Below are 14,840 nucleotides of genomic sequence, written 5' to 3'. Positions count from 1 at the left end.
TTGTTTATGCGGTTTGTGCTTGATTTAGCTCGGTGTCTTGGTTAGCTAATTGTGGGTCGTCTCGGTCGGTTACGGTTAAGGTAACCAAAGCCGCTACTACCATAGATGCACCACCTAATACCAAGGCCATCATTGAGTCGCCACCAAAGAATTCGCGAGTGAAGTAACCTAAGATACCGGCCGCCAAAATTTGTGGAATAACAATGAAGAAGTTAAATACGCCCATAAAAAAGCCCATTTTTTTGCTAGGTAAAGAACCCGCTAAAATGGCGTAAGGCATACATAAAATACTCGCCCAAGCAAAACCAATACCTACCATGTTAAGCATTAACATTTTTGGATCGTTAATAAAGTACATGCCGGCTAAGCTTACGCCGCCCAAGGTTAAACATAGGGCGTGCACTACTTTGCGGCTGCTGCGTGCAGCTAACCAAGGTAGCGCAAAGGCAGCCAAAGCACTAACACCGTTATACATGGCAAAACATAAACCTACCCAGTCTGCACCTTCGTTATAAAGGGCTGAAGAGGTGTCGGTGGCGCCGTAAACGCTGCTAGTTACCGCCGAGGTGGTGTAGATCCACATGGCAAACAGAGCGAACCATGAGAAGAACTGCACAACGGCTAGTTGGCGCATGGTTGTAGGCATTTTCTTCACATCAGCCCAAACTTCGGCAAAGCCTTCGCGCGTTTCTTGATCTTGTTCTGGCTCTGCGCCTTCAAAGCGCTCCATTTCTTCTGGGCTGTATTCTTTGGTTTTGAGAACGGTCCATAAAACAGCACCAAAAAATACCACGGCACCAGCATAAAATGAGATTTTAACCGATGGCGGAATAACCCCTTCTGGGGCAGTGTTGGCAATGCCGAACCAGTTCGCCAGTACATACGGCATGGCAGAGGCAATTACTGAACCCACACCAATAAAGAAGGTTTGCACCGCAAAGCCTTGAGTGCGCTGTTCTGAAGGAAGGTTATCAGCAACTAAAGCGCGAAACGGTTCCATTGAAACGTTAATCGAGGCATCAAGTATCCACAACATGCCTGCTGCCATCCAAAGATAAGGCGAGTTAGGCATAATGATTAATGCGAGAGAAGACATGATCGCGCCAGCTAAAAAGTAGGGGCGACGACGACCTAAACCATTCCATGTTCTATCACTCATATAACCGATAATCGGTTGAATAAGTAATCCTGTTACTGGCGCAGCTAGCCACAAAATTGGGATTTGATCGATGCTAGCGCCTAGGGTTTCAAAGATTCGACTTACGTTGGCATTTTGTAAACCAAAGCCAAATTGAATACCTAGGAAACCGAAACTCATGTTCCAGATTTGCCAAAAGTGTAATTTTGGTTTGTTTGTATTCATGGACTTACCTAATGGTGAGAAGGGTTTTTATCTGGTCTAACCAGATGGTTCGAAAGTTGCCGAGATTGTGAATACAAAAGGTGATTTAATCCACAAAAATTAAGTGATCTGTGTCACGTTAATGGTTGAAAGTGTTTTCAAAATCACATTTTTAGGTGTTTTTAGCTAATTTTTATTGGCTTTTCGAATCAATATTCTGAGTTTGGGCTTCTGTTTAGAGGCTTATCACGGCATTTGCTCAGCATCCGCAGTTTTCTTGCAAGCTGGCTCACAAAGCAATTACTCCTTTTTAGAATATTTACTCAAACTCTGCTTAGCTAATAAATGTTAATAAAATGTAATCGTTAAAGGTTTGGTAAATGCAAAAGTCCCAACAACTAATCTCAGCTCCTAGCTGCTTAATCGCAGCGAATGGAGAACTTAGCTTTGGTCACTTTAACGGTCCGGTTAGCCAGTTGGGTTTGGCAAATTTTGTATATACCAATGTGATGGACAAACCTGCGTCGCTTTGGGCAAAGCATTTTCATTACAAGCAGTTTCAGTTTGTGAGCATTAATTGCGATGAATACATTTTGGGCTTTGCCTTGGCAGATATTCGCTACCTGGGCAGTGGCTTTTGTTACGTGTTTCATATCCCTAGCAAAACCTTGCAAGAGCACACCTGGCTTAAGCCTTGTGGCATGGGTTACGGCACCCAGCCAAGCCCGGTAAATAGTTTGGCTTATCTAAAAGGCAAACATTCGCTGCAGATTCAGATAGTTGAGGGGCAATGGCACATCCGCGCCAATACACCGTTTTTAGAAGCCGAGTTAACAATAACTCCAGCCAATCAGCAACAATGCATGGCCATGTGCGGCCCTACTGGCTACTCCGGTTGGACTTATACCCAAAAGCAAAATGCTTTGCCGGTGGCTGGCCATTTGTTGGTAAACGGTAAAACACAGAATTTGGCGACAGCCTTAGGCGCTTATGATTTCTCGGCGGGCTATATGCGCCGAGAAACCTCTTGGCGCTGGGCAAGCTTTTCTACTCGTTTAAATCAGACCTGCATTGGCTTAAACCTCGCCGCAGGGGTAAACGAAACCGGTTGTAATGAAAATGCCTTATGGATTGATGGAGAGAAGCACTTACTTGGCCCGGTGCATTTTAGCTTTAAACGCAGCCTCGCAAGTGAAACTAGCAAGTCACATCAGCCGTGGCACATATACTCAGCCGATGGTCGAGTAAATCTTAGGTTTACTCCCTTAAATTGCCGCCAAGAACGTTTAAACCTGTGGTTACTTAAGAGCAACTTTCGGCAATACATGGGGCATTTTAGCGGCACGCTAGTATGCCAACATGGCCAAACACACCAACTACAAGACGTATTAGGCTTAACCGAAGATCACTTTGCTCGTTGGTAGCGATATAAGGAAAGTAAATGGATTTTGCTATGTTAATCGCTCATCCCGAGTACTTGTTAATGGCTTTAGCACCGCTGTTTTTGTTGTGTATGGGGCTAGAGTGGTATTGGGGAAATGTGCGGCAAAAGTTGCCATTGTCGGCTCAGTATCAAACCAAGGAATTGCTCTGCAATTTTGCACTAGCGGGCATGCATCAGCTCAGTGATATTTTAATGGGTTTGCTGGTGAGCCAAATTTACTTAAGCTTGTTTGGCTGGCGGCTGTTCGATATAAATATGACAGCGCTAAGTTTTGTTGGCTTATTTATCGCTCAAGATTTTTGTTATTACTGGTTTCACCGCGCTAGTCATCGAGTACGTTGGATGTGGGCGGCCCATGTGGTTCACCATAGTTCCGAGAATATGAATTTTAGCACCGCCTTTCGCCAAAGCTTAATGTACCCACTAGCGGGAATGTGGCTATTTTGGTTACCGCTGGTAATTATTGGGTTTGCGCCGCATTGGGTCGTGTTTGTTGTGCTGCTTAACTTGGGTTTGCAGTTTTTTGTACATACTCAAGCAGTTAAGAAGTTAGGCCCTTTGGAGTGGATATTTAACACTCCATCTCATCACCGCGTACACCATGGGCGCAACCCGCAATATATTGATAAAAACTATGCGGGGGTACTAATTATCTGGGACAGGCTGTTTGGCAGTTTTGAGCCAGAACTTGAAACCGTTGACTACGGCATTACTCAGCCAGTGAACAGTTTTAACCCCATCGTAGTTACCTTTAGCGAGTGGCGCTGCATGTTTATCCAAGCCAGTGCGCCGGGCTTAAGCATTGCTCAACGCTGGCGTTTATTGTTTGCGCCACCGGCCAAACAAAGCAAAGAGTAATTTTTTAACAACTCGGCTTGATCTTAAGTTTCGCTTAACTATAATAAGTTTCGATTCGAAACTTAGCTAATGGCATTATGATCAAACGAAACACTCAGCAGCGCCGTCGCCTTATCTTAGATCGCCTTGCCGACCTCGGCGAAGTAAAGGTTGATGAACTTGCTCACGCTTTTGAAACCTCAGAAGTTACGATTCGAAAGGATTTAGCTAGTCTAGAAGCTAACGGCTTGTTACTAAGACGTTATGGCGGTGCAGTGCCTATTCCTAAAGAATTGATAAACGAACCGCACGACGAGCAAGTATCCAAGCAAAAACAGGCGATTGCCCAGTCTGCTGCAGGCTTAATTCGTGATCATAATCGGATAATTATCGATAGTGGCAGCACTACCGCTGCGCTACTGCCAGAGCTTTCAGAAAAAGAAGGTTTGGTGGTAATGACGAATTCTTTAAGCATTGCAGGCGCCTTACGAGAATTAGAAAACGAGCCGACACTTTTGATGACCGGTGGCACCTGGGACACTCACTCTGAAGCGTTTCAGGGCCAAGTGGCCGAGCAAGTATTACGTGCTTACGACTTCGACCAATTGTTTATTGGCGCAGATGGCATCGATGTAGCGCGAGGATCGACTACCTTTAATGAATTAGTCGGTTTAAGCCAAGTAATGGCCGAGGTTGCCCGCGAAGTCGTGGTACTGGCCGAGTCCAATAAAATTGGCAGAAAAATTCATAACCTAGAGTTGGCATGGTCGAAGATCTCAACTTTAGTAACAGACAATCAGCTAGAGCCTAGCGTGGCTGAGCAAATACGTGCTCAGGGCGTTAATGTGGTAATAGCCCAATAACTTTATCGACAAGGAAATAACTATGTGTGGAATTGTAGGAGCGGTAGCTCAGCGTGATGTAGCAGATATTTTGGTTGAGGGATTACGCCGCCTAGAATACCGTGGTTACGACTCATCGGGTGTAGCAACCATCACTGCCGATGGCGAATTAAGTCGCGTGCGCCGCTTAGGTAAAGTGCAAGAACTCGCCGATGCCTTAGAAGGCAACCCTGTACTTGGCGGCACCGGTATTGCACATACCCGTTGGGCCACTCACGGTGAGCCTAGTGAGCGTAATGCTCACCCACATGTTTCATGTGAAACCATTGCTGTTGTGCACAATGGCATCATCGAAAATCACGCCGAACTTCGTGAGCAGCTTATTGCCAAAGGCTACACCTTTGCCTCAGATACCGACACCGAAGTTATTGTTCATTTGGTTGAACACAAGATCAAACATCACCAAAGTTTGGTTGAAGCGGTGCAGTCGGCAGTGGCCGAGTTAGAAGGTGCCTACGGTATGGTGATCGCCGATAAACGCGATCCAAGCCGTTTAGTGGTAGCACGCTCTGGCAGCCCACTGGTTATTGGTTACGGTGTCGGTGAAAACTTCATTGCATCTGACCAATTAGCATTACTACCGGTAACTCGCCGTTTTGCCTTCTTAGAAGAAGGTGACGTAGCCGAAGTTACTCGCCAAGGCGTAAGTATTTTTGATGAGAATGGCGAACCGGTAGAGCGCGAAATTAGTGAGTCTACTGCATCACACGATGCCGGTGACAAAGGCCAATATCGCCACTACATGTTAAAAGAAACTTACGAGCAACCAATTGCGATTCAACGTACTTTAGAAGGTCGCTTACAAGCAGGCAAAGTGCTAGACAGTGCTTTTGGTCCTAAAGCCGCTGAGATTCTACCTACCATTGAGCATGTGCAAATTATTGCTTGTGGTACTTCTTACAACTCAGGCATGGTAGCGCGCTACTGGTTTGAAGAATTGGCCGGTATTCCATGTAACGTAGAGATTGCCTCAGAGTTTCGTTACCGCAGGTCATTTACGCCTAAAAATAGCTTACTGGTTACCCTTTCGCAAAGTGGTGAAACGGCCGATACGCTGGCAGCATTGCGCTTAGCTAAAGAACAAGGCTACACCTCAAGCTTAACCATTTGTAATGTTGATGGTTCATCTTTAGTGCGTGAATCAGACATGGCTTACTTGATGAAAGCCGGCACCGAAATTGGCGTTGCTTCAACCAAAGCCTTCACGGTTCAGCTTGCTGGTTTATTAATGCTGGTTGCGGCGATTGGTCGTAATAAAGATGTATCTGCAGATTTGGAAGCGCGCATTGTGGGCGCACTACAATCGCTACCTGCCAAAATAGAACAAGCCTTAACACTAGACGGTGCCATCGAAGAACTAGCCGAAGATTTTGCCGACAAGCACCACAGCTTATTCCTTGGTCGCGGTACCCAATACCCAATTGCTATGGAAGGTGCACTTAAACTAAAAGAGATTTCCTACATTCACGCCGAAGCTTACGCCGCGGGTGAGTTGAAGCATGGTCCACTCGCGCTAATTGATGCAGAAATGCCAATTATTGTGGTAGCGCCTAACAACGAACTGTTAGAAAAGCTTAAATCAAACGTAGAAGAAGTACGTGCTCGTGGCGGTATCTTGTATGTATTTGCTGATAAAGACGCGAAGTTTGAAAGCGACGAAACCATGCGCGTGATTAATGTTCCACATGTTGATGAGCTAATTGCGCCTATTGTGTACACCTTGCCAATGCAGCTGTTGTCTTACCACGTAGCCCTGATTAAAGGCACCGACGTAGACCAACCAAGAAACTTAGCTAAATCGGTAACGGTTGAATAAAGCTACTTAAACCGAGCTTAAAAAAGCCCCGCTATGTTTATGCTAGCAGGGCTTTTTTGTATGAGGTGAACAACAAAGTTTGAGCGTTTCGAGCGAGTTAGCGTGGTTGTCAATAACGTGAGTAGTGGTTGAAGCGTAATAAGGAATTTATGCCAAAAGTAACATTGAAAGGCTTCATCATCGTTTCTGAATCGGAGCTTGAAATCGTTAAAAGTGAGTTGGTAAATCACAAGCGCCTTAGCCTGGAAGAGCCTGGTTGTATTAGGTTTGATGTAACTGAAAGCTTGGAAAACCCACTTCGCTTTGATGTTTACGAAGAGTTTCGAGATATGTCTGCATTTGAGTACCATCAAGCCAGAGTGAAAGCATCTCACTGGGGTAAGGTGACAGTAAATGTTGAGCGGCATTATCAGGTGTTAGAGTAAACACATAACCAAGCATTTAGGAGCGACTCTGCAACACGGGCCGGTTTCGCTTCGCCCAAAGTTTGAATAAAAGAGGTTAGAGTTATTATAAATAGCGCAAGCTGCTCTGGCTTATGAACCGCTCCTTTTCCAATACCCATTCGTGCCTAAGGTCGGTAACTGGCCACGAAACTGTCGTTTTTTTTCAATCTTAACTCTGCCGTAATGACTAATATTTGTGGCATCCGAAAGCGAGACATTTCTTAGGAAATGGATTACGGCTTTTATGTATATCAGCAGATGTTAGGCAAAAACGATGTTAAAAATTAAACCAGTTGAAAACCAACAACAACTTAGCAAACTAAAGCAAGACTATTTTGCTCAATCAACGGCTCCGCTCGATGGTATGTGGCACTTTGGCTTTGCGCCTATGGCTGCTCATTTTGGGTTTTATGAGCATGAGGCATTAGTAGGCTACTGTTGCATTAATGGTGAAGGTTATATGTTGCAGTTCTATTTAGCGCCAAACGCTAACAGCGATGCTAAAGAGTTATTTACCTTAATTGCGGAGCAAAATAGTGCAGTTATTGGTGAAGTAAAAGGCGCATTTGTGAGTACTGCAGAGCCTAAATACTTGTCGCTTTGCTTTGACAACTCGTCGGCATTTACCGTGAATGCGCTGATGTATCAGCAAGTACAGCGAGGCTCCAGGAGTAATCAGAGCGCGCTTAAGCTCACATTGGCGCAGCCAGAGCAACTTGATGAATTTGTTGAATTTGCAGCAAGCAATATAGGTGCACCAGAACAGTGGTTGAGCGGATACTTTGGCAACTTAATCAAGCGTAATGAGCTGTTTGGTTACTGGCTTGAAGGTGAGTTACTAGCAACGGGTGAGTGTCGTTTGTTTGATGAATACCAAACTGATTATGCTGACCTAGGTATGATTGTTGCTCAATCTCAGCGCGGAAAAGGTATTGCGACCCAAGTACTTAGCAGCTTGGTTACGCTTGCTAATGAGCGCGGTTTAAGCCCTATGTGCTCCACCGAACGTGGTAATATTGGGGCACAAAAAGCAATCAAACGGGCAGGCTTAACTCCGCTAAACCGTATTATTCAAATTGAGTTTGACCAACAGTAAACCAACAAACCCTTGCAGGTAGTTAGTAAGGGTATTTGTGATATGTGGCTACCAAGCTTATATTGTTGTGAGCCCTTTAAAATAGGCAGAGAGCGGCATGATTCATTGGTTACAGTCACCACAGTCGTTAATTGTTGCTAAATATGTTGAATGCTATTGGTTAATCGAAAAAACGCCAGACTCTACTGCTTACCAGTATCCTAAACTGAATCCAGATCCTTCGGCGCATTTAATCATTTCCCCGCCGAGCCAAACGTATCATTACGATCTAAACCCAGGTATCGCTGTGGGTGAAGGCAGTCATTGCTTGTATCCACACCAACAAACCTTGGCGTTAGATCACTCAAAACCCTTTGTTCACCTTGGAGTAAAGTTTCATGTTGGTGCGCTATATAGTGCGCCTCATTTCACTGCTCATCCGCAGATACTTGATAAGGTGGAGCCTGTTAAAGACTCAAGGTTGTTCAAACAGCTAGGTATAGATGAGAACGCATTGATTGAATTGGCGCGAGATAATGCAGAACGATGCGGTAAACACTTAGATTCTCTGCTTGAGTCATGGCTAGCTGGAAGCAATGAGGATCAGCACAGTAAAATTACCCGTAAAGCCCTGCAATATCTGGATAAAAGCGCAATATCAGATCTAGGTGAGCAGCTTTACTGCTCGCAGCGAACCTTGGAGAGAAGTTTTCAGCGGGTAACAGGGTTAACGCTTAAACAATGCCAATCGATGAATCGCTTAGAGGCGATGTTGGAGTATGTGTACCAACGTGAATCAGCAGAGCTAGATTGGGTAGACATCGCGTTTAGGTTTGGCTTTAGCGACCAACCTCATTTGATTCGACATCTCAAAAAGCAGTTAGGCTTTACGCCAAAAAACTATGAAAAAGAGCGTGGCTTAACCATTGATGTTTATGGTGGGGTGAGTTCCGCTGCTAGTTCTGAACAAAAGAAATAAATAATAAGGAGCTGAGTTACTTTACATCGCTTGGTGAGGGAGCCAATTTTGTTGTATCTCAAGCTGCGTTTCCTTAGCCAAGTTTAATGGCTTGCAACACCTGCTTTATTAACCCCCAGGCTTTACCTAAACTCAATCTAACAGTTGTTCTCAATATGACGCTCTCGGCCCTTTCTAAATATATATAATACAATTTAAGTCTTTGTTTTATAATAAATTGATCGCTTGTCTTATTTAGTATAGAGTTCCGCTCACTAATATTAAAAGTAATAATAATGAGAGCGCGTAGTGCAAAGGAACTTATTAAAAACAGGGATGTTAGTGGCGTTAATAGCTGTGTGTTTCCCACTTAGTGCAGCTAATTATTATGTTGCTACTAACGGCAACGACGCTAACGCGGGTACCTTGGCCAGCCCTTTTTTAACGCTTGCTAAAGCCGCTGAGCTGGCGCAAGCCGGTGACGTGGTAAACATTAGAGCAGGTAGTTACCACGAAGTATTACGCCCTAGCCATTCTGGCACTGCTGATCAGCCGATTGTATTTCAGCCTTATCAAGATGAGAAAGTGATTATTACCGCCATGGAAGCGGTGAATGGTTGGTCACTAGACGCTGAAAATATTTACGTTGCCGACGTTGGCTGGGATTTAGGCCAGTCCAATTTTGTTATGCAAGGCAACACTGCAATGGATTTGGCGCGTTGGCCAAATAATATTGATGGTGACCCTTTTACCCAAAACTCTTTAAGAAATACCGGTGGTAGCGGCAGCGATGTTGCCAATAACGCCTATCTAGATTACGCACCGGGCATCCCCGATGCGGATTGGTCGAAAGGCGGTTCGCTGTATTTTTACGGAGATAAGCCGGGCTCTGGTTGGACAACGTGGCGCGCATTTATTACCAGTAGCACTCCTACCCAAGTGAGTTTTGAACTGGATAAAAACCCTACTTGGATCCGCACTTTTCATGCCCCTGCCGACGGTGGCGACTTTTTTCTGCAGGGGATTAAACAAGCCTTAGATTACCAAAACGAATGGTACTTTGATGCTGACACTAAAAAGCTATATGTGCAGCTACCCAATGGCGTAATGCCTAGCGATAACCAAGTACAGATGCGCAAACGTGAACAAACCATCGATTTATCTGCACGCAGTTACATTCATATTAAAAACTTGGCGGTGTTTGGTGGGTCTATCGAGATTACTAATGGTGCATCCAATAACCATATTTACGGTGTAACCAGTTTGTACGGTAACTATACCTTGGGTGTGGTTAGTGGATTTTCTTCGAATAATCAGAGCATTAATATCCGTAGCGATTGGGGAAAATATAACTCGCTAAACAATGTTATCGAAAAAAGTGAAATTGGTTTTGGCTCGGGCACTGGCATTTATGATTCGGCTGAAAATACCCAAATTATTAACTCTTACATTCATGATTTTAATTACTTGGGTAACTACGACGCGATTATCAATGCCCGTGGCGGTAACAATACTAAGGTACTTAACAATACCATTACTCGCGCTGGGCGCGATGCGATTCAAGCTTTTAATAACAATGCTGAGTATGCCTATAACGATGTGTCGCGCAGTAACTTGATTGCCGATGATTGTGGCTTGTTTTACACCGTGGGTGGCCCAAGCAACAGCGAGATTCACCATAACTGGCTGCATGATGCTTATTCATCGGGTAGTAAAAGCAAAGCTGCGGGTATTTATTTAGATAACGACGCGGCCGGTTTTGAGGTTCACCACAACGTAATTTGGAATACCGAGTGGTCGAACATTCAAATTAACTGGAATGGCACCGACATTAACATTTACAACAATACTTTATGGAACGGCAGTGCCACCATGGGCGCGTGGCATAAAGAGGGAACTGAGTTTTCTAATGTAAATGTATGGAATAACTTGTCGGATAAAAGCTCGTGGGAGCCGCAATCGGATAAACAAAATAACCTAACGGTGGCTGACTCACCGTTTGAGGATTATGAAAATGGAGACTTTCGCCTTAAAGCTAACGCTAGCCCCATCGATGTGGGCAGGGTGATATCCGGCATTACCGACGATGTATTAGATGGTAAGCCCGATGTAGGTGCTTATGAGCGTGGTGGTGATAATGCCAATTGGGTGGCCGGTATTGATTGGGATCGTAAGCTGGGCCCTACAGGTAATGGCTGTTACGGCCTGCCTGGAGAAGATTGCCTTGATCCCGAAGTGAGCCTGCCTTTAGTTAACTTTGTTGTTTCAAATGTTGAGCTTAACGAAGGCCAAGAAATAACGCTAAGGCTTAATCTATCTAAGGCCGCAGCCATCTATCCGGTAATGATTCCCTATCACCTAAGCGGCACTGCCGATAGTAACGATCATAACCTAAGCGCCGGTGATATCGCGATTAATGCTGGAACCGAAGGTTTGTTAGAGGTGCAGGCTCTCGCCGATGCATTACTTGAGGGTGATGAAACCTTGGTGATAACTTTACAAGCACCTAGCAACGCACTGTTAGGTGAGAATAATACAGTTGTTGTAACCATTAAGGACCAAACTGTAGACCCAGACCCAGACCAGCCTAGCCAAGGTTCAGAAAATGGTGGAGGCAGCAGTGGGTATGAGGTGGTATTGTTGTTGCTACTGGCGACATGGCGTTTGAGTAAACGGATTAATCAGCCATAGTTAAAAAGAGCTAAGCGAGCATGGCCTGCATGTTGTGTTGGTTAATTAGAGGTTGGCGTTGTATGAAAAATTGGGCGTATCTCATCGCAACACTGCCATGCTATGTCTTTGCTGCAGATGTGCATATCGATGTAGTGGGGGTAAGTTCGGCAGAAGGGCAAATAGTGCTTAGAGCATGGGACTCTAGTGAAAGCTACTTAAAGCAGCCTATTTTTAGTAAAACCGTGCCAGTAAAAAATGTGGCTAACGGTGAGTTACGCATTAGCGTGAGTGAGCCCCTGCCAGCCGAGTGTGCGATAAACGTTTATCATGATAAAAATGCTAACGGAGTTCTTGATACCAATTGGTTTGGCATTCCCAAAGAGCCGACTGGAATGAGTAACAACCCCAAGGGGACATTTGGCCCACCAAGCTACCAAGACGCTAAAATTAAACTATCTGGGCAAGAGCAGGTAATTCGAATTAAAATTGAAGAAATTTGAGCAATTGCTTATTGTTGGTTCATAGCGATTAGCAGATCGCCTCTTCACTAAATTGGGCTGCAGGATGCAGCTTCAACGCAACAAGGATAGTAATGAGAAATCCTCTAGGTTTTTGCCTTGGCATATTTGCCCTGCTTACCTTGGCTGCTTGTTCTAGCAAAACCGTGATTCCAAGCGGTGAGCGAGAGGCTGTGCGACAGCAAGTTGAGCAACAAGCCAAAACGGCTATTGAGCGCTTGGTAGCACTAAATCCCGACCTACAGCAAGAACTCGACCAAGCCGAAGGCTACTTCTCCTCTGAGCTATCTAGCTTTAAGGTACCAGTGTTAGGCAAGTCCAGCGGCTTGGGCGCTCTTTACAATAAGCAAGACGACAGCATTACCTATATGGACGTGGAGCGCTACGATGTAGGCGTGGGCCTGGGTTTAAGCTCCTATTACATTATTGGCTTGTTTGAAGATCAGCAGAGTATAGACGCCTTTACTCAAGGTGGTTGGGGCACTGGCGTGTCGGCCGAATGGCGTTTGGGTGAAAGCGGCCAAACCTATGCAAGCACCATAGAAGTGAACCAACACAACATTCCAGCATACGTGGTGAACGATAGCGGAGCTAATGTTTCGGGCTCTGCGGTATTGGTGAATTTATCGCGTAATGAAGAACTTACCGATAGCGGCTTAAATAAAACCACTTTACCCATGCGCGATACTAAATCGCCTGGTAGCCAAACTGAGCACTCGCCACGAAAATGGGACCGAGTATTGCCATTTTATGGGCAGCGAGTGATTGATTTGGGCTACGATCTTCCCTTGCCTATTGGCATTAGTTTTATCTATGTTGATACCTATCAGCACATGGATCTCGATGAGTTAGAAGTGGGTGCTGGTGGCAGTGGTGCTAACGTACCCATCGATTTTGTCGCCTTTAGCGATAATGATAACCACACCCAAACGCCACAGATTAAAGTGGATGCTTGGATATTTCCTTTTATGAATGTGTTTGGCACCTTTGGCCGAATTACCGGCGAAGCCAATGTTAATTTTGCGCTAAACGGTGATGATTTATTGGAGCAGCTCGAAATAGACTGTTCCGGCATTATTAGCCACCCGGCTTGTCGCGTATTAGAAGGTAAAGAAACGGTGCCGTTTAATGTGAATGTAGACGTAGACGGCTATAGCTATAGTGTTGGCACAGTATTAGCCGGCGGTTGGCGCTCTTACTTTTTGGCAGTGCCGCTCACCTTTACCTACGCCGATATGGACAGAACCAACAGCGATGGCATTGTGTTTAGCGCTGTGCCGCGGGCTGGCAAATTGTTCCAGTTTGAAGATGACCGCAGTTTAGCGGTATATGGCGGCGTAAGTTACCTAGATAGCGAATTACGCATCGACGGTAACCAGCCAATTCCCGGCACTGATCTCTCTATCGACTACAAAATTCGCCAAGAAAATACCGATAAATGGCAGGGGCTTGTGGGCGCTAACTTCAACCTTAATGCCTATTGGTCTGCCATGTTTGAATATGTAGGTTTTGGTGGCGATCGTCGCCAGTTTATTGCCGGTTTAAACCGTAGGTTTTAGTTCGCTTAGCTGAGCGCTTATGCAGGGCTGCGCTGAATTTGGTTGTACTTGATGAACAGCCACTTGTTCACATTGGTTAAACTGCATAAAAACGTTAAGTTCTTTGCTTAAGGCTTCGCTAAACTTGGTTATGTTTTTAAGACTTGGTTCCAACACCAAGTTGTAAATGTGCAAGGTGCGAGTTTGGCGCTCGGCTTTGCAATCCATTCTTGCGACTAGTTGGCCTTCCCACAAAATAGGTAAACAAAAATAGCCGTATTGGCGCTTCGCTTTTGGCACATAGCATTCGATAAGATAATCAAAGTTAAACAGCTGCTGCAGACGTTTACGTTGAATTACCAGGTTGTCGAAGGGCGATAAAATCTTTAGCTTGCTGCGAGCCAACGGTTTGTTGAGTAAGTTTAAGCTGTTTTCTAGCGCGTAATAAGTTTGCCCAGCAACCGCTACTTTAATGACCTCACCGTTTAATAACATGTCATTTAAACAATGGCTCAAGGGGCCTTTTAGGTTCTTAAGTAAATAACTCATCTCGCTTACTAGACCAATGCCGTTAGCACTTAAGTAGCGCTGGATTAAGTGCCTGCAGTATTCTTGCTGGCTAGGAATGCGGGTATCTGTGTTGTTTGGCAATACTTTTTCGGTAAGTTGATAAACCTTATGAAAGTTATGGCGATAAGGCACCATTAAGTCGCCTTGCATAAACAAACATTCCAAGGCTTGTTTTGCCGGCTTACTTGCCCAATCAGCAGTCTTTTTTCCCTGATGTTCAAAGTCTTTGGCCATGAGTGGGCCTTCATCGTCAATTCGCTTTAACACCGCATCCATTAAGGCATGGTTTTTTTGATACCAATGCTTTTGTTGGCCATTAGCAAAAGCCTGTTTACGTAGCAAGCTAAAGCGATAATCTCGCATCGGCAAATACGCCGCTGCATGTGACCAATATTCAAATACTTGGTGGTTACGCATTAGGGTATCGAGATGACTTAACTGATAGCGAGGGTTGCGGCACCACAAAGTATGGTGATGAGCGCGCTGAATGACCGATATAGTGTCTATTTGCACGTAACCTAGCTGTTCTATCGCCGCTAGGCTAGCATCAAGCGCCGAGCCTTTGGTTTTAGCTGATGGCAGGCGCTGAGAGTGTAAAACCAGTTTTCTGGCTTGTTGCAGGGAGAGCTTTTCGGTCATGGGCAACGCTTAAGTGGTAACAATAGCAACAGCTTAGCCTGCCTTACGTTGCTAAGCTATGGCAAACCCAGTGCTAGCCTTG

12 protein-coding genes are annotated in these 14,840 nt (G+C 45.0%); 10 read left to right on the top strand and 2 right to left on the bottom strand.

The genetic code is table 11. The features are described 5' to 3' along the window. Positions 1-4 precede the first annotated feature (4 nt). Positions 5-1,363, bottom strand: a complete 1,359-nt coding sequence (locus tag OV592_RS21250) for an MFS transporter (protein WP_406609940.1) — start codon at positions 1,361-1,363, stop codon at positions 5-7. A 359-nt stretch (positions 1,364-1,722) separates the two neighbouring features. On the opposite strand from OV592_RS21250, the gene OV592_RS21245 reads away from it, so the two are divergent. The 10 genes from OV592_RS21245 to OV592_RS21200 all read left to right on the top strand — a co-directional run bounded on the left by OV592_RS21245 (position 1,723) and on the right by OV592_RS21200 (position 13,570). Next, complete coding sequence (locus OV592_RS21245) at positions 1,723-2,766, top strand: DUF2804 domain-containing protein (RefSeq protein ID WP_406609939.1); 1,044 nt, start codon at positions 1,723-1,725, stop codon at positions 2,764-2,766. Positions 2,767-2,783: 17 nt separating this feature from the next. Beyond that, a complete protein-coding gene (locus tag OV592_RS21240) occupies positions 2,784-3,644 on the top strand; it encodes a sterol desaturase family protein (protein ID WP_406609938.1) in 861 nt (286 codons plus the stop codon). A 77-nt stretch (positions 3,645-3,721) separates the two neighbouring features. Then, positions 3,722-4,486, top strand: coding sequence for a DeoR/GlpR family DNA-binding transcription regulator (locus OV592_RS21235; RefSeq protein WP_152785165.1), 765 nt, complete (start codon positions 3,722-3,724; stop codon positions 4,484-4,486). 22 nt (positions 4,487-4,508) lie between these two features. Next, complete coding sequence (glmS, locus tag OV592_RS21230; protein WP_016400192.1) at positions 4,509-6,341, top strand: glutamine--fructose-6-phosphate transaminase (isomerizing); 1,833 nt, start codon at positions 4,509-4,511, stop codon at positions 6,339-6,341. Between the two features lie 149 nt (positions 6,342-6,490). After that, positions 6,491-6,766: a putative quinol monooxygenase gene (locus tag OV592_RS21225; protein WP_406609937.1), complete on the top strand. Its 276-nt coding sequence runs from the start codon at positions 6,491-6,493 to the stop codon at positions 6,764-6,766. 295 nt (positions 6,767-7,061) lie between these two features. Continuing rightward, positions 7,062-7,883, top strand: coding sequence for a GNAT family N-acetyltransferase (locus tag OV592_RS21220; protein ID WP_406609936.1), 822 nt, complete (start codon positions 7,062-7,064; stop codon positions 7,881-7,883). A 97-nt stretch (positions 7,884-7,980) separates the two neighbouring features. Next, positions 7,981-8,841: a helix-turn-helix domain-containing protein gene (locus tag OV592_RS21215; protein WP_406609935.1), complete on the top strand. Its 861-nt coding sequence runs from the start codon at positions 7,981-7,983 to the stop codon at positions 8,839-8,841. Positions 8,842-9,156: 315 nt separating this feature from the next. Next, on the top strand, positions 9,157-11,511 hold the full coding sequence (locus OV592_RS21210) for a right-handed parallel beta-helix repeat-containing protein (RefSeq protein WP_406611452.1): 2,355 nt from the start codon (positions 9,157-9,159) through the stop codon (positions 11,509-11,511). A 62-nt stretch (positions 11,512-11,573) separates the two neighbouring features. Continuing rightward, positions 11,574-11,993, top strand: a complete 420-nt coding sequence (locus OV592_RS21205) for a DUF2141 domain-containing protein (RefSeq protein ID WP_406609934.1) — start codon at positions 11,574-11,576, stop codon at positions 11,991-11,993. Between the two features lie 92 nt (positions 11,994-12,085). Continuing rightward, positions 12,086-13,570, top strand: coding sequence for a hypothetical protein (locus OV592_RS21200; protein WP_406609933.1), 1,485 nt, complete (start codon positions 12,086-12,088; stop codon positions 13,568-13,570). Here OV592_RS21200 and OV592_RS21195 read toward each other — a convergent pair. Beyond that, positions 13,553-14,758 carry a winged helix-turn-helix domain-containing protein gene (locus tag OV592_RS21195; RefSeq protein ID WP_406609931.1) on the bottom strand — a complete coding sequence of 402 codons (1,206 nt, stop codon included), beginning with the start codon at positions 14,756-14,758 and terminating at the stop codon, positions 13,553-13,555. The genes OV592_RS21200 and OV592_RS21195 overlap by 18 nt on opposite strands. Between the last annotated feature and the right edge of the window lie 82 nt (positions 14,759-14,840).

This window comes from Agarivorans sp. JK6 (genome assembly GCF_045277145.1).
Taxonomy (GTDB): Bacteria; Pseudomonadota; Gammaproteobacteria; order Enterobacterales; family Celerinatantimonadaceae; genus Agarivorans; species Agarivorans albus.
Note: the sequence above shows the minus strand (reverse complement) of the source record. Positions and strands in the feature narration are given on the sequence as shown.

What these genes read in the sequence shown, in the direction of transcription:
- OV592_RS21210 (WP_406611452.1), top strand. Translation starts at nt 9,157, where the DNA reads ATGTTAGTGGCGTTAATAGCTGTGTGTTTCCCACTTAGTGCAGCTAAT.
- OV592_RS21235 (WP_152785165.1), top strand. Translation starts at nt 3,722, where the DNA reads ATGATCAAACGAAACACTCAGCAGCGCCGTCGCCTTATCTTAGATCGC.
- glmS (WP_016400192.1), top strand. Translation starts at nt 4,509, where the DNA reads ATGTGTGGAATTGTAGGAGCGGTAGCTCAGCGTGATGTAGCAGATATT.
- OV592_RS21240 (WP_406609938.1), top strand. Translation starts at nt 2,784, where the DNA reads ATGGATTTTGCTATGTTAATCGCTCATCCCGAGTACTTGTTAATGGCT.
- OV592_RS21195 (WP_406609931.1), bottom strand. Translation starts at nt 14,758, where the DNA reads ATGACCGAAAAGCTCTCCCTGCAACAAGCCAGAAAACTGGTTTTACAC.
- OV592_RS21220 (WP_406609936.1), top strand. Translation starts at nt 7,062, where the DNA reads ATGTTAAAAATTAAACCAGTTGAAAACCAACAACAACTTAGCAAACTA.
- OV592_RS21245 (WP_406609939.1), top strand. Translation starts at nt 1,723, where the DNA reads ATGCAAAAGTCCCAACAACTAATCTCAGCTCCTAGCTGCTTAATCGCA.
- OV592_RS21205 (WP_406609934.1), top strand. Translation starts at nt 11,574, where the DNA reads ATGAAAAATTGGGCGTATCTCATCGCAACACTGCCATGCTATGTCTTT.
- OV592_RS21250 (WP_406609940.1), bottom strand. Translation starts at nt 1,363, where the DNA reads ATGAATACAAACAAACCAAAATTACACTTTTGGCAAATCTGGAACATG.
- OV592_RS21215 (WP_406609935.1), top strand. Translation starts at nt 7,981, where the DNA reads ATGATTCATTGGTTACAGTCACCACAGTCGTTAATTGTTGCTAAATAT.
- OV592_RS21200 (WP_406609933.1), top strand. Translation starts at nt 12,086, where the DNA reads ATGAGAAATCCTCTAGGTTTTTGCCTTGGCATATTTGCCCTGCTTACC.
- OV592_RS21225 (WP_406609937.1), top strand. Translation starts at nt 6,491, where the DNA reads ATGCCAAAAGTAACATTGAAAGGCTTCATCATCGTTTCTGAATCGGAG.